Raw genomic sequence first — 19,993 nt, forward strand, 5'->3', positions numbered from 1 at the left:
GCCATGACCGTCACCCAGCCGGCGATCCCCGACCAGCTGACCCAGCAGCAGATCAGCGCGGAGATCACCGATGCCCACGAAGCCGTCCGGAAGGCCGTGGCGGGCGGCAGCGCCCCACCGCACCACCCGGGCCGCGACTTCGCTCCCTACCGCAGCAGCCTGCTGCGCCACCCCCACCGGCCCCTGGTCGCCGTCCGTGACGATCCCGAGGCCGCCGAAGTTTCCGGACCGGTCTTCGGCGTCACCGATGTCACCGAACTCGACGCGGATCTGACCCGGCAGCACGCGGGCGAACCGCTCGGCGAACGGATCGTCGTCACCGGCCGGGTGCTCGACCGGGCGGGCCGGCCGGTGCGCCGGCAGCTCGTCGAGGTGTGGCAGGCGAACGCCTCGGGCCGATACGCCCACCAGCGCGACCAGCACCCCGCGCCCCTCGACCCGAACTTCACCGGCGTGGGCCGCTGTCTGACCGACGACGACGGGCAGTACCGGTTCACCACGATCAAGCCGGGCGCATACCCCTGGCGTAATCACGTCAACGCCTGGCGGCCGGCACACATCCACTTCTCGCTCTTCGGTACCCAGTTCACCCAACGCCTGGTGACCCAGATGTACTTCCCCGGCGATCCGCTCGTCCCGTACGACCCGATCCTTCAGTCCGTCACCGACGCCGACGCCCGCGCCCGGCTGGTCGCCGAATACCGCCACGAGCTGTCCACCCCCGAATGGGCACTCGGCTACCGCTGGGACATCGTCCTCGAGGGGCCCGCCGCCACGCTCCCGGACCCGGAGGGCCATTGATGCACCCCACCCCCTCCCAGACCGTCGGCCCGTTCTACGGATATGCCCTGCCGTTCCCGGGGGGTGGCGACATCGCTCCCGCCGGTCATCCCGAAACGCTGACCGTTCACGGGTATGTGCGCGACGGGAACGGCGACCCGGTGCCCGACGCGCTGCTGGAGACCTGGCAGAGCGGGCCGGCCGGCACCGGCCGGCCCGGTTCACTGCGGCGCGACCCGGTGACGGGCGGCTTCCTCGGTCGCAACGGCGTGGACTTCACCGGCTTCGGCCGTGTGGCCACCGACGCGGACGGCCACTGGACGGTGCGCACCCTGGCGCCGCCCGCCACCGCGCCGTATCTGGCGGTGTGTGTCTTCGCCCGCGGGCTCATGCACCACCTGTTCACCCGCGCCTACATCGCACAGCCGGCCTCGGACTCGCTGCTGTCCGCCCTGCCTCAGGAGCGCAGGGACACACTGATCGCACGCGAGGAGCGGGAGCGGACCTACCGCTTCGACATTCATCTGCAGGGGGAGAAGGAGACGGTCTTCCTTGACTTCCACCGATGAGACGGCCGGCTGTCCGGAGTGGGACACCGGGTTGCTCGCACCCGTCAGGGCAGGCAGCCCCGCCGAGGCGGCCACCGGCGACCTGGCGGTCCTGCAGGCCCTGCTCGACGCCGAAGCCGCCCTGACCCGGGCGCAGTCCGCCGTCGGACTGGCACCGGCAGCTGCGGGCCACTCCGTCACCGAAGCCGCCCACGCGGACCGGTTCGACGCCCGCTCCCTGGCGCTGCGCGCCCGCGCCGGCGGCAACCCGGTCATCCCGCTCGTCGCCGACCTCACACACAAGGTGGCCCAACGCGCCTCGGAACACGCCGAGTTCGTCCACCGCGGAGCCACGAGCCAGGACATCGTCGACACCGCGCTCATGCTCGTCGCCGCCAGGACGCTGGATCTGACCATCGCCGATCTGGTGCGTACCGGCGAAGAGCTGGCGCTGCTGGCGGACGCGCACCGCGACACACCGATGCCGGCGCGGACGCTCACGCAGCACGCCGTTCCCACCACCTTCGGTCTCAAGGCCGCCGGATGGCGCTCCCTCGTCCTGGATGCCCACGACCGTATCGCCCGCGTCCGGCTCTCGCTGCCCGCCCAACTCGGTGGTGCGGCAGGCACACTGGCCGCCTTCCACGCGTACGCGAACCATGGCGACAACGAGGGAGACGTGGGCCTGGCGCTGATCGCCGCATACGCCGCCGAACTCCCCCTCGCCGCCCCCGACATGCCGTGGCACACGCTCCGCACGCCGGTCGCCGACCTCGGGAGCGCACTCGCGTTCACCGCCGGCGCACTGGGCAAGATCGCCGCCGACGTCCTGGTGCTCTCCCGTACCGAGATCGGGGAGGTCGCCGAGTCGGCCGGCGGTGACTCCTCCGCCATGCCTCATAAGAGCAACCCGGTCAGGGCGACCCTGATCGCCTCCGCCGCCCGCCAGGTCCCGTCGCTGTCGGCCGTTCTCCACGGTTCGCTGGCCGCGGAGGACGAACGGCCCGCAGGAGCCTGGCACGCGGAGTGGCAGCCCCTGCGCGACGCCCTGCGCCTGACCGGCGGGGCCGCCCACAACGCGGCCGAACTCTGCGCCGATCTGCGGATCCTGCCGGAACGGATGCGTAGGAACCTCGATCTGACCGGCGGTCTGATTCTCAGTGAACGGCTGAGCGCCGAGCTCGCCCAGGTCATCGGCCGCGGCGCCGCGAAGGAACTGCTCGCGAAGGCCTCGCGGCGCGCCGCCGAGCACGGCACCGGACTGGTCGAGGCCCTGCGACAGGAATCGGACGGGCTCCCCGAGGCGCTGCTGCGCACACTCGCCGACCCTCTCGGGTACCTCGGCTCCGCCGCCTCGCTCACCGACCGCGCGCTCGCCCGCCACCCCCACCGGGACCTCTGATGACTCTTCACCACCGCGCCGAAGGACCCCTCGACGCACCCCCGCTCTACCTCGGGCCGTCGCTGGGCACATCGCTCGCCGTCTGGGACAAGCAGGCTCCCGCGCTCGCCCGGCAGTATCGAGTCGTCCGCTGGGATCTGCCGGGCCACGGAGCCTCGCCGACCGGCCTGCTTCCCACTCCTGCCTCCATGGCAGACCTGGGACGTCTGGTGCTCGACCTCGCCGATTCCCTGGGCCATGACTCCTTCGCGTACGCGGGCATCTCGCTCGGCGGAGCGGTCGGCACATGGCTGGCTGCGCACCATCCGTCCCGGATCACCTCGCTCACCCTCGTGTGCTCATCGGCACGGTTCGGTGAACCCCAACCCTGGCTGGACCGGGCCGAGTTGATGAGGACGAAGGGGGCGGAGCCGCTCGCCGCGACCGCCCGCGACCGCTGGTTCACGCCCGCCTTCGCGGCCTCGGGCGATCTCGCCGTCGACTCGCTGCCCGCCGACCTTCGATCCGTCGATCCGGAGAGCTACGCGGGCTGCTGCGAAGTGCTCGCCGGCCTCGATCTGCGGCCCGACCTTGCCCGTATCACCGCGCCGACCCTTGTCGTCGCCGGCCGAGACGACAAAGCCACGCCGCCACCCCACGCACGGGCCCTCGCCGACGGCATCCGCGACACACACCTCGTCGAACTGCCGCGCGCCGCCCATCTGGCCAATGTCGAGCAGCCCCGCGCCGTACTCGACGCTCTGCTCACCCGACTGGGATCCGGCCCGGACCGCGTCGGCCCGGACCGCGGCGGCGACGGGACGGCAGTGCGCAGGGCGGTGCTCAGGGAAGAGCTCGCGGTGCACGTCCCCGCCGCCCTGCGCAACGGCCTGACTCCGGACGAGATTGCCGACGTCCTGCGCGAACACGATGTGAACCACCCCTGGGAAGAGGATCGCTGATGCACACCACCGTCGGCATCATCGGCGGCGGCCCCGCCGGACTGCTGCTCGCCCGGCTGCTGCGCAACGCCGGCGTCGACAGCGTGACCCTGGAGTCGCGCGACCGCACCTATGTGCAGAACCGCCAGCGTGCAGGCATCCTCGAACAGGGGACGGTGGACGCCCTGCGCTCCGCCGGAGTCGCGGAGCGCATGGACCGCGAGGGGATGGTCCACGACGGTATCGAGCTGCGCTTCGACCGAGGCGCCCACCGGCTCGACTTCCCCGCTCTCACCGGCGGCAGGAGCGTGATGGTGTATGCGCAGACCGAAGTGGTGAAGGATTTGATAGCCCGCCAGCTCATCGACGGCGGACCGCTGTTGTTCGAGGCCGAGGTGCGCTCGGTGGAGGGCGCCGACACCGACCGGCCGGCTATCCACTACGTCCACGAGGGGCGCGAGCAGACCCTCACCTGTGACTATGTCGTGGGCTGCGACGGCTTCCACGGGGTGACGCGCAACGCGGTCCCCGAGTCGACCCGGACGACGTACGAGCGTATCTACCCCTACTCCTGGCTGGGGATTCTCGCCCAAGCACCCCCGGTCTACGACGAGTTGATCTATGCCCACTCGGCGCGTGGCTTCGCCCTGGCCAGCATGCGGTCGCCCACCGTCAGCCGGCTCTACCTCCAGGTCCCCAACGACACCGATCCCGCCGACTGGCCGGACGAGCGCGTCTGGGACGAACTGGACGCCCGCTTCGCCATCGGCACCGACCCCGGCTGGAGGCTCGAGCGAGGTCCCGTCTCCTCCAAGGCGGTTCTGCCGATGCGCAGTTCGGTGACCGAGCCGATGCGCTTCGGCCGTGTCTTCCTGGCCGGGGACGCGGCGCACATCGTCCCGCCGACGGGCGCGAAGGGCCTCAACCTGGCGGCATCCGACGTGATCGTCCTCGCCCGCGCACTGATCCACGAGCAGAAGACGGGCTCGCCGGAGCTGCTCGACGCCTACTCCGACACCTGCCTGCGCCGGGTCTGGCGAGCGGAGCACTTCTCGTACTTCATGACAACGATGTTCCACACGGACCCGTCCCAGTCCGCCTTCGACACCCGTCTGCAGCTGTCCCAGCTGCAGCGCGTCGCGAACTCACCGCACGCGGCAGCGGAGTTGGCGGCCAACTACACCGGGCTGCCGATCGCGTGAGTAGGGAGACAGCCGGACCCGGGCGCACAGAAAATGCCGAGCAGGCTTCCCTTGCCGGTGACTAGGGTGCATGCGTGATCAACAGTGAGGGGGCCCGGCTCGGGGCCGAAGCGGCACGTCGCCTGGCTGAGGCCGACTGCTGCGAGATCGAACCAGGCCTCAGCGACGACGAGTTCCACCGCATCGAGACGACATACGGCTTCCGTTTCGCCGACGACCACCGCGCCTTCCTGGCAGCCGGCCTGCCGGTCAGCCAACCGCCCGACGAGGCAGCGACGTGGGAGAAGCCCTGGCCCGACTGGCGCAGCGGCGATGAGGACGATCTGCGGTATCGCCTCGCCTGGCCCACCGACGGAGTCCTGCGAAGCGTCGAACACGGCTACTGGCATCCGGCGTGGGGCACCCGTCCCTCTGCACTCGAGGACGCTCGTGCTGAGGCGCGGAACCATCTGGCCCTGGTGCCGCAGCTGGTTCCGGTCTACGCGCACCGCTTCCTGCCCGCGGGACAGGGGACCTTCGGGCGGCCTGTCCTCTCGATGTGGGGCACGGACATCATCTACTACGGCGTCGACCTGGCCGACTACATGAGCCATGAGTTCGTCGAAGAAGAAGACGAGGATGAACACGAGGATGCCCCCGCCAATCCGCCGGCGTCGGTGAAGTTCTGGGAGCACTTCATCCAGTGAAAGACCAGGGGCCGGACGGAAGCGGGATCGCTTCCGGCCGGCCCCTGGTCTGTCCGGGGGCGGGGAGAGGTCAGCCGTCGGCAGCCGTCACCGGCGACGTCTTCACCGCCCGTGCGGACGCGCCCCCGCTACGGCTGCCCAGCCGGGCCGCCAGCGGGACGAGGGACACCGCGATCGCCCCGAGCAGGCCTGCCAGGGCGAATGCCGTGAAGCCCCAGCTCTCGTTGCCGCCCTGGGCGAGCGCGCCGCCCAGCCACGGGCCGAGCACGGCACCCGTGCGCCCGACGCCCGTCACCCAGCCGAGGCCCGCTGCGCGTTCGCTGCCCCGGTAGACCGTGTTGGTGGCCGCGTACACCATCACCTGGGCGCTGAACAGCCAGACTCCGGTGAAGGCGACGACGACGTAGGTGATCCCCAGCGGCAGGTGCGACTTCAGCAGGAGTGCGCCCGCCGCGGTGAGGAGGAACCAGATCGCCGAGACCTTGACCGCGCCGAACCGGTCCGCCGTACGCCCGGCGATCAGCATGCCGACGATGCCGCCGGCGTTGATGACGAGCAGGAAGCTGACGGAGGAGGTGAGTCCGTAGCCGGAAGCCCGCATCAGCTGCGGCAGCCAGGTGGAAACGCCGTACACGAGGAGCAGACCGCAGAACGAGGCCAGCCAGAGGAGGGGCGTCGCCCAGCGGGACTCCGGCCGGAACAGGGCCAGTACGGCGTCGAAGCGGCCCTTCGCTCCGGAGGCCGGGGCCTCGACGGGGGTGGGGCGGGGAAGACCGAACCGGTCGGCGACCGCGTCGGCCCGGTCACGCTCGCCGCGGGCGAGCAGCACCCCGGGGGACTCGGGCAGCACCTTGGACAGCAGGGGCACGACGATCACCGCGGGGAGCACGCCCGCCCAGAACACCCAGCGCCAGCCGGCCGAGGGCGCCACCGTCAGTCCGAGCCCCGTGGCTGCCATGCCGCCGAAGTGGTACGAGGTCATCAGCAGCCCGGTGGTCAGTGCGGCGCGACGCGGCGGCGCGAACTCCATCACCATGGCCAGACACAGCGGCATGAGTCCACCGAGGCCGAGGCCCGCGATGAAGCGGCCGGTTCCGAACAGCGCGGGGGAGCCGGCCGTCGCACAGACGGCGGAGCCGAGGGAGAAGAGCGTCACGCTCACGATGAGCACGGGCCGGCGGCCGAGCCAGTCGGTGATGTTCCCGGCGACGAGTGCGCCGATGAGCATGCCGAAGGTGGTCCAGCTTCCGATGGTGCCCGCACTGGCCGGGGTCAGCCCGAGGCCGGGGTCGTCGAGCATGTACGGCATGACGGCGCCGTAGATGTTGACGTCCATACCGTCGAAGAAGACGGCGAGCCAGCAGAGGGCGAGGACGGGGAGCACGCTGCGGAATGTGTGTGTCGGTCGTTCAGGGTCCGGGTTCCGCGCGCCCGGTGTACCGGTGGAGGTCATGTGTGTCCCTGGAAGCGAGTGAAAGCGACTATGTTCGCCTGGTGAACTACATTTCACTATTCGATTGCGATGAGTGTCGGGGCGAGGCGGGCGGGTGTCAATGCGCCGGCGGCGGGAGTTTGCCGTCCACTGGGCGAAGGGGCGAACACACGGCTGGGGCCCCCGAGTCCCGGGCTTCAGCCCGCGCGGGAGTGCTGGAAGCCTCGTAGATTGATCAGTGGGCAGGGCCATGGACCGCAGGAACGGGCAGGCGCGTGATGGCATGACTCTCGACTACGCAGCGCTGTTTGCCGCCACACCCAGCCCCTACCTGGTGCTCGACACAGATTTCTTCATCGTCGACGTCAACCACGCATATCTTCAGGCCACGCTCCGCACGAGAGAAGAACTGGTCGGGCAGTACGTCTTCGATGCCTTTCCCGACAACCCCGCGGACCCCGAAGCCGACGGGGTGCCGAATCTCGAGTCGTCGCTCCACCGCGTCCTGAACTCCCGTAAGCCCGACTCGATGGCCCTGCAGAGGTACGACATCCCACTCACCGACAGGCCCGGTCTGTTCGAGGAGCGGTGGTGGTCCACGATCAACACCCCCGTCCTGAAGCCGAACGGCACCGTCGCATGGGTCATTCACCGGGTCGAGGACGTAACCGCCTTCATCCACGCGCGTCGCCCGGGCACAACACACAGCACGGGGGGCCAGGAGATGGAAGCCGAGCTCTACGCGCGGGCACGCGAACTGCAGCGACTCAACGAAGAACTGCGCCAGGCACACGCCCGAGAACGCCATGTCGCGCTCGCTCTGCAGGAGGCCATGCTCCATGTACCCGATCTGAGCAAGCACACGGACATTGCGGTGCGCTATCTACCCGCCATCGGATCGCTGAACGTGTGCGGCGATTGGTACGACATCGTCGACCTTCCCGACGGCTGCTTCGCCGTAGCGGTCGGTGACGTGGTGGGCCACGGGCTGCAAGCCGCCACCGTCATGGGAATGCTCCGCAGCGCGCTGAGCGCCGCGGCCCGGGCGGTCGAAGGCCCGGCCAAAGCACTGGAAGTGCTGGGTCTCTACGCCCGTTCCGTCGACGGGGCACTGGCCGCCACCGCCGCCCAGGTACTGATCGACACCGGTCGCCGCCTGATCACCTACAGCAGCGCCGGCCACCCACCGCCCATCCTGCTGCATCCGGACGGTGCCTGCGAGCTCCTGGACCAGGCCACCGACCCGCCGCTGGGCGCCCGACCCGCACACGCTCCCCGCCCCCAGAGCAGCCGCGCCTACATCCCCGACGCCACCCTCGTGCTCTACACCGACGGCCTTGTCGAGCGCCGAGGCGAAGATATCGACATCGGCCTCGCCCGCCTCACCGATGCCCTGACCCACCACCGGCGACTCGGAGCGGAAGGCCTCGCTGACGCCGTACTGGCCCGTCTCGAGGTGAGTGGCGGGGCCCGCGACGACATCGCCCTCGTCATCGTCCGACTGTGACGCCGGCCGGCGTTGTGGCTGAGGGCGCCGTCCGCCAGGATCCCTTCCGGAGCGCCGATCCGGCCTCCGGGGATCGCTGCCGGAGCCGAACCCGGTCACGTTGGGTTTTCGCATCGCAATGGTCATCGGTGCGGCGCATGATGGTGGGCATGGCGAAGCCGACCATCCTGACCGTCGACGACGATCCGGGAGTGTCCCGAGCCATCGCACGCGACCTCCGGCGCCGGTACGGCGAGCGGTATCGCGTGCTCCGCGCACCTTCGGGTGAAGAGGCATTGGAGGCTTTGCGGGAGGTCAAACTGCGAGGCGAGCCGCTCGCGGTGATGATCGCCGACTACCGCATGCCGACGATGAACGGGGTGCAGTTCCTGGAAGCGGCCATGGACCTCTTCCCGCTGGCCAGACGGGTGCTTCTGACGGCGTACGCCGACACCGGCGCAGCCATTGATGCGATCAACATCGTCGATCTCGATCACTACCTGCTCAAGCCGTGGAGCCCGCCGGAGGAGAATCTCTATCCGGTGCTGGATGCGCTGCTGGAAGTGTGGGCGAGCGCACCCGACCCGGAGGTGGGGGAGACACGGATCGTCGGCCACCGCTGGTCGGCGCCGTCTTTCGCGGTGCGGGAATTCCTTGCCCGCAATCTTGTGCCCTACATCTGGATCGCCGCGGACGACCCCGAAGGCAGGCGGCTCCTGGATGCGGCCGGGCTCAGCGCCGACGACGTGCCGCTGGTGATCACGGCCGACGGCAAGACCCTGCAGGCGCCGAGCGAGGCCGAGCTTGCCGCCCAGGTGGGGCTGAGCACCACCCCGGCCTCCGACTTCTACGACGTTGTCGTCATCGGCGCGGGCCCCGCAGGTCTCGGCGCCGCCGTATACGCGGCCTCCGAGGGGCTGCGCACGGTACTGGTGGAGCGGAGCGCAACCGGAGGGCAGGCCGGCCAGAGCAGCCGTATCGAGAACTACCTGGGTTTCCCCGACGGAGTGTCCGGGGCGCAGCTGACGGAACGCGCACGTCGGCAGGCCACCCGTTTCGGCGCCGAGATCCTCAGCGCGCGAGAAGTGGTCTCGCTCGAGGCGGCGGGGGCAGGCCGGGTGCTGCACTTCAGCGACGGGACCTCGATCGGGGCGCATACCGTCGTCCTGGCCACGGGGGTGTCGTACCGGCGGCTGGAGGGGCCGGGTCTTGATGAGTTCACCGGAGCGGGCGTCTTCTACGGCTCGGCCTCCTTCGAAGCAGCCAGCTGCACGGGGGAAGACGTGTACATCGTCGGCGGGGCCAACTCCGCCGGCCAGGCCGCCGTCTACTTCTCCCGCTACGCCGACCGCGTCCATCTCCTGGTCCGGGGAACCGACTTGACCCGGTCGATGTCGCACTACCTGGTACAGCAGATCGACGACATCGCCAGTATCCAGGTTCACCCGCACACCGAAGTGGCGGGCGGCGAGGGCGACAGGCATCTGCAGCGCCTGATACTGCGTGACAACCGCACGGGTGCCGTCACCACGACCGAAGCCTCATGGCTCTTCGTCTTCATCGGCGCGGAACCGCCCACGCAGTGGCTCGACGGTGTCGTCGACCGTGACGAACGGGGTTTCGTGCTGACCGGTCCCGACCTGCTGTCCGGGGGAGCGCGTCCCGCGCGCTGGCCGCTTTCACGGGACCCCTACCACCTCGAGACCAGCGTGCCCGGTGTCTTCGCCGCCGGCGACGTACGGGCCGAATCGGTCAAACGGGTCGCGTCCGCGGTGGGGGAGGGGGCCATGGCCGTCTCCCTGGTGCACCGTTACCTGGAGGCGCAATGAATGCCCCGAGCCCGCGCGACAGGCTCAGCCCGGCCGAACTTCGGGCCCTGTTCCTCTTCGAGGCCCTCGACGACGAGCAACTGGCCTGGCTCGCCGAGCGCGGCCGCGTCGAGGCGCGACCCGGTGGAGCGCCCGTCTACTCTCAGGGCGAGGCCGCCACCTGCTTCTTCGTGCTTCTCAGTGGCACGGTCGCCCTCGTCCGCCGCCTCCACGGCGACAACATCGAGTTCGGCCGCACCGATCAGGTAGGTGTCTACAGCGGAGCCACTCAGGCCTACCTCGGGGACCGGGTGGACCAGGCCTACCCCAACACGCTGCAAGCCATCACGGACGTCGAACTCTTCGTGCTGCCCGCCGAAGAGTTCGCCTACGCGGTACGCACCTGGTTCCCCATGGCCCTGCATCTGCTCGAAGGCCTCTTCTTCGGCACCCGTGCCAGCAACACCATCATCGGCGAACGCGAACGCCTGGAGGCCCTCGGCTCGCTCACCGCCGGACTCACCCACGAGCTCAACAACCCCGCGGCGGCAGCCGTACGCGCCACCGACTCGCTGCGCGACCGGGTCACCAAAATGCGCCACAAGCTCGCCCTCATCGCCGACGGCCGTGTGGACGGCACTCGTCTGCACCACCTGGTCGAGATGCAGGACGCGGCCGTCCGGCGCGCCTCCAACGCCCCCAAGCTGTCGGTGATCGAGGCCTCCGACGCCGAGGAAGAAGTCACCGACTGGCTGGAGGACCACGACGTCGGCCGGCCCTGGGACATCGCCCCCACCCTGGTCGCCGGCGGCATCGACGCCTCATGGCTGTCCGAGGCGACCGACAGCCTGGGCGACGAGAACCGGCAGGCCGCTGTGGGATGGCTGACGTACACGATCGACACCGAGCTCCTGATGGGAGAGATCGAGGATGCCGTCAACCGCATCTCGGGTCTGGTGGATGCGGCACGCCAGTACTCCCAGCTCGACCGTGCCGCTCAGCAGCCCGTCGACGTCCATGAACTCCTCGACGCCACCGTGGTGATGCTGCAGGCCAAAATCCCCCCGGCCGTGCGGGTGGTGAAGCAGTACGACCGCAGCCTGCCGCCCATTCCGGCGTACGGCGCGGAGCTCAACCAGGTCTGGACGAACCTCATCGACAACGCACTCGGCGCGATGAACGGCAGCGGTACCCTCACGATTGCCACCTGGCGCGACGGCGACCACCTCTTCGTCGAGGTCCGCGACACCGGCTCCGGCATCCCGACCGACATTCGCCCGCGGATCTTCGAGCCCTTCTTCACTACGAAGCCGGTGGGCGAGGGCACCGGTCTGGGCCTCGACATCTCCTACCGCATCGTGGTCAACAAGCACCATGGCGACATAAGAGTGGACTCGCAGCCGGGCGACACGAGATTCCGCGTCTGCCTGCCGATCACACCGCCCTCGAACGCCGAGGAACCGCCGCCCGGTGCTGCCGAGAACTCCCGAACCGAACCTGCCGTCCGGACAGGAGAGTTGCCCGCATGAGAGAGGCCCCTGCCGGAACGGTCCTGCCCGGGACGCCCCGTCGTGTCGCCGTCACTTGCTTCGGCGACGTGGAGGGTGCGGTGTGTCGGCGGGAGATCCAGAGTGGAGGTCGAGATGGCACGAGTTCTATACACGGCGGAGGCCCGTGACAGGCGGTCGCACAAGCGGCCATGGGCGCACAAATGACGGAGCCTTGGACGTCCAGCTCCGTGTGCCGAAAGAGATGGGCGGCGATGGGGGTGGCACGAACCCGGAGCAGCTCTTCGCAGTGGGTTATGCGGCCTGCTTCGAGGGTGCACTCGGCGTGGTGGGTCGTCGCGAACGCGTCGAGGCGGGCGACGTTTCGATCGACAGTCGCGTCAACCTCCTTCCCACCGAGGATCGTGGTTTCAAGATCGCGGTGGAGCTCCATGTAACCCTGCCGCAGATTCAGGATCCTGAGCAGGCAGCGCGGATCGTCGCTGCCGCACATCAGGTGTGTCCTTACTCGAATGCCACACGGGGCAACATCGACGTCACGCTGACCGCCAACGGTCACGACGTCGGCGCGCTCGGGGGCGGGTGAGCGGACGTCGCAGAAGCCGTACGCCTCGAGCAGCCGCAGCCGCAGCCGCAGCCGCAGCCGCAGCCGCAGCCGCCGTAGCTCGCTGACGGTGGGAAGGGCCGGGGCAGCGTGCCAAAGGCGTGTCAGCGGGACCTCACCCACCAGGCGCGCGCCTGATACTTCGCCATGTGGATGAGCCGGCCACGGCCGTTCACGTCTCCGACCGCGTGGACCCAGCGGCGGCGTCCGGCGTGACCTCTGCTGTCCCTCGGCCGGCCGACGCGGTCGAGCAACCCCGGGTCAAGCACGTCGTCTGTGCCCGGCTCACCCCAGCCGCCCACCCCGGTCCGAGCCGATCAGGCCTTGCTGAAGAGCTGTTCGAGGATGACAGCCACCCCGTCTTCCTCGTTCGACACGGTGTGCCGCCGCACCGCGGAGAGCACCGCAGGATGGGCGTTGGCCATGGCGAAGCCGGTGCCTGCCCATTGCAGGATGGTCAGGTCGTTCGGCATGTCGCCGAACGCGACCACCTCCGAGGAGTCGATTCCGCGCGCGGCGCACAGGGCAGCGAGGGTGCTTGCCTTGCTGACACCCGGCGCGCTGATCTCCAGCAGACCCGCCCCGCCCGAGTGGGTGAACTGCGCCACCCCGCCGACCGACGCTTCCGCGGCTGCGAGCAGGAAGTCCGCATCGAGCTGCGCCGACCAGGCGAGCAGCTTGGTGATGGGGACGTCGGTCAGCCACAGGTCCAGCAGGGACGCCACTGCCACCTCGGTGTCGGCGCCCCCGGGGAACCGAAGTCCGAACCCCGGCTCGTACAGAACCTGATGGCCGGTCTCCACGGCGTAGCCCAGTCCGGGTGCGGCTTCCGAGAGCACGGTGGCCACCTGGCGTGCGGCGGCTACCGGCAGGGCCCGTGTTTCGACGACGGTGCGCACCGCGACGTCGTAGACGAGGGCACCGTTGCTGCAGACCGCCGTTCCGACCAGGCCGGTCGCGGTGGTGAGCATGTCGACGAACCGGGGTGGCCGGGCGGTGACGAGGACGATCTCCGCACCGGCGTCGACGGCGCTGCGCAGGGCGCGCGCGGTGCGCTCCGAGAGAACGCCGCCGCGGCGCAGGAGTGTGCCGTCGAGATCGGTGGCGATCAACCGAGGAGGTTTCATCGCCCGATGTTACTGAACCGCCCGGCGCTCGGAGCCGGAGCCGGAGCCGGGATAGAAAGATGGGCATGGAACTCACCCAGATACGCTTGCTGGTGGCCGACTTCCCCGCCGTCTATCGCTTCTACCGGGATGTGCTGGGACTCAAGCCGCAGTTCGAGGCCGAGAGCGGCCCGTACGCCAAGCTCAGTCCCGATACCGGACACGCCGCGATCGCGCTGCAGGACCGAGCGCAAATGGCCGGTGTGCTGCCGGGGTTGGAGGGTGATCCGAACGGATACCGGGCCCTGGTGGTGCTGCGGGTGGATGACCTGGACGCCGCGCACGCCGAGCGCGCCTCGCGGGGGGCGGAGTTCACCCGGGACCCGGGACCGATGGGCGACCGGATGCGGGTCGCGTATCTGAAGGACCCGGAAGGAAATCTGATCGAGCTTCAGGAATGGCTGGCGCTGCGTGAGCAGGCCCACAGCACGCCGGTGTAGGAGGTGCAGCACCTGGTGGTCACCCCAGGCCCAGCACGCCGGGCGCGCCGTCGGCGCAGTGGGCGGCACCGGGACGTATCGTGCTCTGCCGACAGGCCAAACGCCCCCGCAGGAGGCCGAAGTGGATCGACGAGAAGTCGCCGAGGTCTGTTCACCCAGGGCTGAGGCGGCCGACGGGCAGCGCGCCGGCTGAGAGATCAAGAGCGGGCAGGAGAGTGATGACGGTGCCCCCGAGTCCACTGGTTACATCCGCCTGGGTTGTCGAGCACCCCGGGCCGATCACGTCCGCCCCGCTGCGGTTTGTGGAGCGCGAGACTTCCGCGCCCGGCTCAAGCGAGCTGTTGCTGCGCGTGCGCACCTGCGGGGTGTGCCGGACCGACCTGCATCTGGCCGAGGGTGACCTGGCACCCCACAGGCCACGCTGCACGCCGGGCCACGAGGTCGTGGGCGAGGTGATCGCCGCGGGGTCCGCCGTTCAGAACTTCCGCGTCGGTGACCGGGCAGGGGCTGCCTGGCTGGCGGAAACCTGCGGGCAGTGCCACTACTGCCGTACCGGGCGGGAGAACCTGTGCCCCGACTCCCGCTATACCGGCTGGGACATCCACGGTGGCTTCGCCGACTACATCGTCGTGGATGCTCGATTTGCCTACGTCCTGCCGGAAGGGTGGGGTGACGAGGAAGCCGCGCCACTGCTGTGCGCGGGAATCATCGGCTATCGGGCGCTTCAGCGGGCCGACCTGCCGCGCGGCGGTCGGCTCGGTATCTACGGGTTCGGAGCCTCCGCGCATCTGACCGCCCAGCTCGCCATCGCGCGGGGTGCTGAGGTTCATGTCGTCACTCGGTCGCCACTTGCGCAACGGCTGGCGCTGGAGCTCGGGGCGGCGTCCGCCGGAGAGGGCGCACCCCCGCGGCCGCTGGATGCCGCGATCCTGTTCGCCCCGGCCGGGCGCCTTGTGCCGGTGGCGCTCGAGGCGCTGGACCGCGGCGGCACACTCGCGATCGCCGGTATCCACCTGAGTGCCATACCTCCGCTCGACTACGACCAGCATCTCTTTCAGGAACGGACCGTGCGCAGCGTCACCGCCAACACCCGCGAGGACGGCCGTGCCTTCCTCGCCGAAGCAGCGCGGCTGCGGCCTACGGTGCGGGTCACGCGCTATCCGATGCGCAGGGCCGACCAAGCCCTGGAAGACCTGGCGGTCGGTCGCGTCACCGGGGTCGCGGTACTCGTCACGTCATGATCCACTGCCGCGCGGCCCGCCCGCTCGGGCACCGCCCAGAGGCCAGTGCAGCATCTCGTCCTCCGGAGGAATGGGGGCTCCCGAGTCGGGTCCGGAGCCGCACAGCCTGACGGGTCCTCACCGATGCTGCGAGATACTCCGGGTTGGCGGCACCGGGGTGTGGCCGGGCTGTGGGCCGTAGGCGGTCAGGAAGCGGTCGCGGAAGGAATCCATCCGCCAGACCGGGGCCTTCGGACCGGGTTTCAGGCCGTCCTGCCAGCCCCAGCCGGAAATCCGGTCCATGACGGCCGGGTCGTGGGCGACGATCGCGATGGGTACGTCCCGGCTGGCGTGGGCGCCGGTGACGATCGAGGCGGGCTGGTGGTCGCCGAGGAAGACGAGCACGGTGTTGTCGTTTCCGTACTTCTCCACGTAGGAGACGAGGCTGCTCACCGAGTATTCGATGGAACGCCGGTACTCGGTGCGCACCTGGTCGGCGTCCTTCCACACCTCTTTGGGGTCCTTGCCCTCCTTTTTGATGGCGTTGTATACGGAGCCGTCACCGAGCTTGTCCCAGCCGATCGTCTTGGGGAGGGGCGCCCAGGGGTTGTGGCTGGAGACGAGGATGATCTCGCTCATCAACGGCTTGTTGCCCGGTTTGCCGTGCTCGAGGCGCTCGAAGGCCGAAAGGCTGTACTGGTCGGGGACGGGCGCCCAGCTGAACTTCGGGCCCTTGTACCCGAGCTCCCGGGAGTCGTAGACGTTGTCGAGGCCGTAGAACTGCCCCTCCGGCCAGGACCGGGTGACGCCCGGCATGATGCCCACCGTTCGCCAGGCGTTGGCGCGCTGGAAGGCGCCGGTGAGGGTCAAATGGTCGCTCGAGGTGACGCTGCGATAGCGCTGCTGGTTTTTGATCCACAGGCCTGACATGAAAGTGGAGTGCGCCAGCCAACTGCCACTGCCGAAGGTCGGCGAGGTGAGGAAGGCGCTCCGGGAGGAGAACCCGGCCGCGCGCAGCCGACTGGTCCCGTTGGCGAGCACCGCGCCGACCTGCGACGCCATCGCCGGGTCCTCGACCGCGCTGCGGCCGTAGCTCTCGATGAAGGCGAAGATGACGTCCTTGCCGCGCAGCCCGGTCAACAGCTGGTCGGCCGGGGTGTCGCTGAACTTGTCGACGCCGGCTTCCTTGGCGAACTCCCGCTCGTCCTTGATGCCGGCACGTACCGCCTGCGCGCGGTGCTGGGCGAGCTCGGCCGTGTTCCTGGAAGCGACCGGCACGCCGGCAATCTGCACGCCCAGCGCCACACAGGTGATCCAGGCGGTCCCGAGTATCACGGTCGTGCGGGTCGCCATGGCACTGTGCCGCGCTATGAGGCGGCTCAGCCGGACGACCGCCAGCGTCATGAGGAGGAGCAGGGCGAGGACGAGGACCACGACCCCGATCACGGCACCGATTGCGCCGGCCGGGCCGACGGAGTCCTTGAGGAACGACTCGGCGTCGTCGAACAGGATCCAGTCGAGCACCAGGTCGAACGGCCGGTCGAGAACCCAGTAGAAGCCCATGTCGAGGAGGTTCAGGATGGTCACCAGGCCGAGGCCGACCCCGGCGAGGACCGCTCCCACCCGCCTCGCTTTCGGCGGCAGGACGAGCAGCAGGGCAGCGCCGAAGATCCCCTCCACCGGGATGCGCGCGAACGCGCCGGGCGTGAGGCGGCCGAGTTCGTTCGGTACGAGGAGGGCGAAGAGCACAAGCACGGCGGCCAGGGCGGTGGTCACCCACGCCACGGCCCGTGCCGCGGCCGGGTGCTTGCCCCGCCAGCCGCCGCCTGTGACAGCCTCGTCCGGGTCGGCCCGGTCGGCCCGGACGTCCGGGGCGTCACCTGCGGTGGCGTCCTCACGAACGCCGGTGCCGTCACTCGCGGCGGCGTTCTGACCCGCGACGGCATCGTCCGGCGTCAGGCCCTCCGCCATCTTGTCCGTATTCGGACGCCGACGAGGGCGCGTGAAGAGTGACAACCCGAAGGTCCTTCCATGCGAAGCCCGGTGGTGGCACGGCGGACCAGGCCTGGGAGCTCGGGGCCGCCCTTATCTGTACGGCCTGCCGGCGGCTTCCGTTCAATCACCGGTTCGCCCAAGCGGGAAGCGTACGCACCGGCGAGGGTGAACTGGTTGACGGGGTCGGCCTGCAGGCCGGGCACAGCCAGGCAGGCGGTCGTGGCCACCCCGTGCGACGACCCCCGCATCCTTCGAGACCGCGGACGCGGACACATGGCTCGACACCTACAGTGGCCCTCGCCTCTCCCTCGCGTACGTCGACTGCCGCCCGGGCATGTTCCACCGCCTCATCGACCTGCCGGAGCCGGGCGGCCTGTAGGTCGCGAAGACCTGATGCCGCAGGCCACCTGGCCCGCCGGCCACCAGCCTTGTGCCGATGCCCTCCTCGCACACCTGCCCGAGCAGCCCAACCCGCCTGTCACACCACTGAGACGGGCGTCCAAGCCGGTGGTACGCGCACGGATCTGACGGTCTATCGTGGGCGTCATGTCCGCCCCTGAGCTGATCCGTATCGTCTCCCGCGACTCGCCCATGGCCCTGGCCCAGGTGGAGCGGGTCCGCGCCGAGCTGGCCGCGCTCCACCCCGCCACCACGACCGAGGTGGTCCCGGTCAAGACAACTGGCGACAAGTGGATGGGCGACCTCTCCCTGGTCGAAGGGAAGGGGGCGTTCACCAAGGAGGTGGATGCCGCCCTCCTCGCAGGCGAGGCGGACCTCGCGGTGCACTGCGTCAAGGACGTCCCCGCCGACCGGCCCCTCCCCGCGGGCACGACCTTCGCCGCATTCCTCAAGCGCGACGACATCCGAGACGCCCTCATCCACCCTGACGGCCTCACACTGGACGAACTCCCGGCCGGCACAAGGATCGGCACCTCCTCGGTGCGCCGCGTCGCCCAACTCGCCGCTTCCCACGCGCACTTGGAGTGCGTGCCGTTCCGCGGCAACGCCAACCGACGCCTGGAGAAACTCGCCGCCGGCGAAGCCGACGCCCTCCTCCTCGCCGTTTCCGGCCTGGAACGCATCGGCCGCACCGACGTGATCACCGAGGTCCTCTCGCCCGAGGTGATGTGCCCGCCGATCGGAGCCGGAGTCCTCGCCCTGCAATGCCGCGAGGGCGACACCACCCTCATCGACACCGTCAGCACCCTCGGCGACCCTGACACCTACCGCGAGACCACCGCGGAACGTATGTTTCTTCACGTCCTCCAAGGCCACTGCAACAGCCCCATCGCCGGCTACGCCAAGGCTCATCGCAACGGCGACCTCTCCCTGCGCGCCTGCGTGTTCACCCCCGACGGCAAGACCGTCCTCAACGCCCACGAATGGGCCGGCCCCCTGGACCCCGCCACCCTGGGCACATCCGTCGCCGTCACCCTGCTGCGCCAGGGCGCACGTGAGCTGATCGACAGCATCCCCCACTGAAGATCCCCTTCAGCCGCCATGTGAGCGTTGGGATACTGAAACGCAGGTTCAGGCCCAGGCCGCAGCTCCTCACACGCTGGCTTGACCGTGCGGGGCTGTGGCTCTTGGGACGGCTCAGGTGGCGGTGGGCAGCTGGATGATCGACGCGGGTGGGACGGGAGCCGCAGGCAGTTCGAGGGGTGGCCGCGACGTCGGCGGGCTGGGGGCCCCGGTGCCGGGAACCGCGCTCCGGGTGCGGTAGGTCGCCAGCCCCCACTGCTGGTCCACGATCAGTGCCAGTCCGTGGTCGGCGAAGTCGGGCAGCAGCCGTTGGATACGTGCCTTGAGTGCCCGAAGCGTCATGGGCAGGCAGGGTGTTCCCAGGAGCAGCCTCAGATGGTGGCAGCAGACGGGAGCCTGCGCTCTGGCGATCAGGTCGAACAGGAGGCGCTGGCTGGCGGTACTCCCCGCTGACCCACGCGGCACCGGCATGGGCGGGCGGCGTCTCAGGTCGGCATGGATGCGCCAGGCCAGCTCAGCGGCCGGTCTCTGCCGGTCGAGGACGTCGAACGCCCCGGCTGTGAACGCGGCGACGGCATCCCGCCCTGCGTGCCGCAGGACGGCGACGGGGGCGATCAAAGAAGCGGCCCGGACGAGCCTTGCCAGCCCGTCAGCCTCCGTCGTGGGCACATCGAGCAGGATCATCGCTGGTCTTCGTTCCAGTACGGAGGCGCAGGCCGACTCGCTTCCCCAACGCACAGCGGCGCCGAGCGCGAGACCCGCTTGGCCCAGCCTCAGGGCCAACGTCGAACTCGAGGTCTCGTCAACCGACACCAAGGTCGGCATGTGTGCGCGGACCGGTGGGCACGGATGGATGCGCCGTCTTGTCTGGGTTTGCATCGATTAGGCCTTGTCCTGGACGTGGTCGGTTTCTGCGGCATTCATTGCCGCTGCCGGAGAGGAATTCGGGTCATTCCATTGCGGACCGCTGACGGCGTAGGGCAGGTAGCGGCTCCCTCCCCAGCGGCAGGGAAGAGCGCGCCCGGTCAGACACCGCCCGGCTCGGCGCGGGCCGCAACGAGAGTGTCGATCTCACGGGCGTGAACTACGGCAGGTAGCGCACCGGGCGGGCGAAGAACCGGCAAGAACTCCACGCCGGCCCCCCGGGCCACCTGTCTGGCTGTCTGACAGCTTCACGGGGCGATCCTGCGGGCCGTGAGGAGGCGCTGTCAAGGGCTACGGCGTGCGATTACGCACAGTTGTCCAGCCTCGGAGCCTGCGAGCCAACGAGCTTGTGCATGGTTGGCGGTGGCGCGTCGACAAGCGTGAACTCGC

At 69.7% G+C, this 19,993-nt stretch carries 17 protein-coding genes; 13 read left to right on the top strand and 4 right to left on the bottom strand.

The annotated features are described in order from the left end of the window. The first annotated feature begins 3 nt into the window (after nucleotides 1-3). From pcaH to ACFYXH_RS13185, 6 genes are all read left to right on the top strand, one after another. The gene (gene pcaH / locus ACFYXH_RS13160) at nucleotides 4-801 is read left to right on the top strand and encodes a protocatechuate 3,4-dioxygenase subunit beta (RefSeq protein WP_389562158.1); all 798 of its coding nucleotides are present in this window, start codon (nucleotides 4-6) and stop codon (nucleotides 799-801) included. Then, complete coding sequence (gene pcaG, locus ACFYXH_RS13165) at nucleotides 801-1,349, top strand: protocatechuate 3,4-dioxygenase subunit alpha (protein ID WP_389562159.1); 549 nt, start codon at nucleotides 801-803, stop codon at nucleotides 1,347-1,349. Before pcaH ends, pcaG begins: the two co-directional genes overlap by 1 nt. Beyond that, on the top strand, nucleotides 1,333-2,730 hold the full coding sequence (gene pcaB, locus ACFYXH_RS13170) for a 3-carboxy-cis,cis-muconate cycloisomerase (protein ID WP_389562160.1): 1,398 nt from the start codon (nucleotides 1,333-1,335) through the stop codon (nucleotides 2,728-2,730). The genes pcaG and pcaB overlap by 17 nt, the downstream gene beginning before the upstream one ends. Then, the gene (locus ACFYXH_RS13175; RefSeq protein ID WP_389562161.1) at nucleotides 2,730-3,671 is read left to right on the top strand and encodes an alpha/beta fold hydrolase; all 942 of its coding nucleotides are present in this window, start codon (nucleotides 2,730-2,732) and stop codon (nucleotides 3,669-3,671) included. The genes pcaB and ACFYXH_RS13175 overlap by 1 nt, the downstream gene beginning before the upstream one ends. After that, the gene (locus ACFYXH_RS13180; protein WP_389562162.1) at nucleotides 3,671-4,852 is read left to right on the top strand and encodes a 4-hydroxybenzoate 3-monooxygenase; all 1,182 of its coding nucleotides are present in this window, start codon (nucleotides 3,671-3,673) and stop codon (nucleotides 4,850-4,852) included. The genes ACFYXH_RS13175 and ACFYXH_RS13180 overlap by 1 nt, the downstream gene beginning before the upstream one ends. 74 nt (nucleotides 4,853-4,926) lie before the next feature. After that, nucleotides 4,927-5,538: a hypothetical protein gene (locus tag ACFYXH_RS13185; RefSeq protein ID WP_389562163.1), complete on the top strand. Its 612-nt coding sequence runs from the start codon at nucleotides 4,927-4,929 to the stop codon at nucleotides 5,536-5,538. 70 nt (nucleotides 5,539-5,608) lie between these two features. Here the strand turns inward: ACFYXH_RS13185 and ACFYXH_RS13190 are convergent, their stop codons facing one another. Beyond that, nucleotides 5,609-6,922 (bottom strand): MFS transporter, encoded by a 1,314-nt coding sequence (locus ACFYXH_RS13190; protein ID WP_389562164.1) that lies wholly within the window; start codon nucleotides 6,920-6,922, stop codon nucleotides 5,609-5,611. Between the two features lie 331 nt (nucleotides 6,923-7,253). On the opposite strand from ACFYXH_RS13190, the gene ACFYXH_RS13195 reads away from it, so the two are divergent. From ACFYXH_RS13195 to ACFYXH_RS13210, 4 genes are all read left to right on the top strand, one after another. After that, nucleotides 7,254-8,477 (top strand): PP2C family protein-serine/threonine phosphatase, encoded by a 1,224-nt coding sequence (locus ACFYXH_RS13195; RefSeq protein WP_389562165.1) that lies wholly within the window; start codon nucleotides 7,254-7,256, stop codon nucleotides 8,475-8,477. A gap of 149 nt (nucleotides 8,478-8,626) precedes the next feature. Further along, nucleotides 8,627-10,285 carry an FAD-dependent oxidoreductase gene (locus ACFYXH_RS13200; RefSeq protein WP_389562166.1) on the top strand — a complete coding sequence of 553 codons (1,659 nt, stop codon included), beginning with the start codon at nucleotides 8,627-8,629 and terminating at the stop codon, nucleotides 10,283-10,285. Then, the gene (locus ACFYXH_RS13205; RefSeq protein WP_389562167.1) at nucleotides 10,282-11,793 is read left to right on the top strand and encodes an ATP-binding protein; all 1,512 of its coding nucleotides are present in this window, start codon (nucleotides 10,282-10,284) and stop codon (nucleotides 11,791-11,793) included. Before ACFYXH_RS13200 ends, ACFYXH_RS13205 begins: the two co-directional genes overlap by 4 nt. Before the next feature lie 82 nt (nucleotides 11,794-11,875). Continuing rightward, on the top strand, nucleotides 11,876-12,358 hold the full coding sequence (locus tag ACFYXH_RS13210) for an organic hydroperoxide resistance protein (RefSeq protein WP_389562168.1): 483 nt from the start codon (nucleotides 11,876-11,878) through the stop codon (nucleotides 12,356-12,358). A 335-nt stretch (nucleotides 12,359-12,693) separates the two neighbouring features. Here the strand turns inward: ACFYXH_RS13210 and ACFYXH_RS13215 are convergent, their stop codons facing one another. Next, nucleotides 12,694-13,503 carry a Cof-type HAD-IIB family hydrolase gene (locus ACFYXH_RS13215; RefSeq protein ID WP_389562169.1) on the bottom strand — a complete coding sequence of 270 codons (810 nt, stop codon included), beginning with the start codon at nucleotides 13,501-13,503 and terminating at the stop codon, nucleotides 12,694-12,696. A 65-nt stretch (nucleotides 13,504-13,568) separates the two neighbouring features. Here ACFYXH_RS13215 and ACFYXH_RS13220 point away from each other — a divergent pair, with 65 nt between their 5' ends. Beyond that, the gene (locus ACFYXH_RS13220) at nucleotides 13,569-13,982 is read left to right on the top strand and encodes a VOC family protein (RefSeq protein WP_389562170.1); all 414 of its coding nucleotides are present in this window, start codon (nucleotides 13,569-13,571) and stop codon (nucleotides 13,980-13,982) included. 218 nt (nucleotides 13,983-14,200) lie between these two features. After that, on the top strand, nucleotides 14,201-15,223 hold the full coding sequence (locus tag ACFYXH_RS13225) for a zinc-dependent alcohol dehydrogenase family protein (RefSeq protein WP_389562171.1): 1,023 nt from the start codon (nucleotides 14,201-14,203) through the stop codon (nucleotides 15,221-15,223). A 117-nt stretch (nucleotides 15,224-15,340) separates the two neighbouring features. Here the strand turns inward: ACFYXH_RS13225 and ACFYXH_RS13230 are convergent, their stop codons facing one another. Beyond that, nucleotides 15,341-17,218: a sulfatase gene (locus ACFYXH_RS13230; RefSeq protein WP_389562172.1), complete on the bottom strand. Its 1,878-nt coding sequence runs from the start codon at nucleotides 17,216-17,218 to the stop codon at nucleotides 15,341-15,343. A gap of 525 nt (nucleotides 17,219-17,743) precedes the next feature. On the opposite strand from ACFYXH_RS13230, the gene hemC reads away from it, so the two are divergent. Next, nucleotides 17,744-18,679 (top strand): hydroxymethylbilane synthase, encoded by a 936-nt coding sequence (gene hemC, locus ACFYXH_RS13235; RefSeq protein ID WP_389562173.1) that lies wholly within the window; start codon nucleotides 17,744-17,746, stop codon nucleotides 18,677-18,679. A gap of 114 nt (nucleotides 18,680-18,793) precedes the next feature. On the opposite strand, the gene ACFYXH_RS13240 is transcribed toward hemC, so the two are convergent. Next, nucleotides 18,794-19,363 carry a hypothetical protein gene (locus tag ACFYXH_RS13240; protein WP_389562174.1) on the bottom strand — a complete coding sequence of 190 codons (570 nt, stop codon included), beginning with the start codon at nucleotides 19,361-19,363 and terminating at the stop codon, nucleotides 18,794-18,796. Nucleotides 19,364-19,993: the final 630 nt, after the last annotated feature.

Source organism: Streptomyces sp. NPDC002730, assembly GCF_042888805.1.
Classification (GTDB): domain Bacteria; phylum Actinomycetota; class Actinomycetes; order Streptomycetales; family Streptomycetaceae; genus Streptomyces.

Bases quoted from the DNA above. Each gene is read 5' to 3' on its own strand.
- ACFYXH_RS13220 (WP_389562170.1), top strand. From the start codon at position 13,569: ATGGAACTCACCCAGATACGCTTGCTGGTGGCCGACTTCCCCGCCGTC.
- pcaH (WP_389562158.1), top strand. From the start codon at position 4: ATGACCGTCACCCAGCCGGCGATCCCCGACCAGCTGACCCAGCAGCAG.
- ACFYXH_RS13195 (WP_389562165.1), top strand. From the start codon at position 7,254: ATGACTCTCGACTACGCAGCGCTGTTTGCCGCCACACCCAGCCCCTAC.
- ACFYXH_RS13215 (WP_389562169.1), bottom strand. From the start codon at position 13,503: ATGAAACCTCCTCGGTTGATCGCCACCGATCTCGACGGCACACTCCTG.
- ACFYXH_RS13205 (WP_389562167.1), top strand. From the start codon at position 10,282: ATGAATGCCCCGAGCCCGCGCGACAGGCTCAGCCCGGCCGAACTTCGG.
- ACFYXH_RS13180 (WP_389562162.1), top strand. From the start codon at position 3,671: ATGCACACCACCGTCGGCATCATCGGCGGCGGCCCCGCCGGACTGCTG.
- ACFYXH_RS13175 (WP_389562161.1), top strand. From the start codon at position 2,730: ATGACTCTTCACCACCGCGCCGAAGGACCCCTCGACGCACCCCCGCTC.
- ACFYXH_RS13240 (WP_389562174.1), bottom strand. From the start codon at position 19,363: ATGATCCTGCTCGATGTGCCCACGACGGAGGCTGACGGGCTGGCAAGG.
- pcaG (WP_389562159.1), top strand. From the start codon at position 801: ATGCACCCCACCCCCTCCCAGACCGTCGGCCCGTTCTACGGATATGCC.
- hemC (WP_389562173.1), top strand. From the start codon at position 17,744: ATGTCCGCCCCTGAGCTGATCCGTATCGTCTCCCGCGACTCGCCCATG.
- ACFYXH_RS13225 (WP_389562171.1), top strand. From the start codon at position 14,201: ATGACGGTGCCCCCGAGTCCACTGGTTACATCCGCCTGGGTTGTCGAG.
- ACFYXH_RS13200 (WP_389562166.1), top strand. From the start codon at position 8,627: ATGGCGAAGCCGACCATCCTGACCGTCGACGACGATCCGGGAGTGTCC.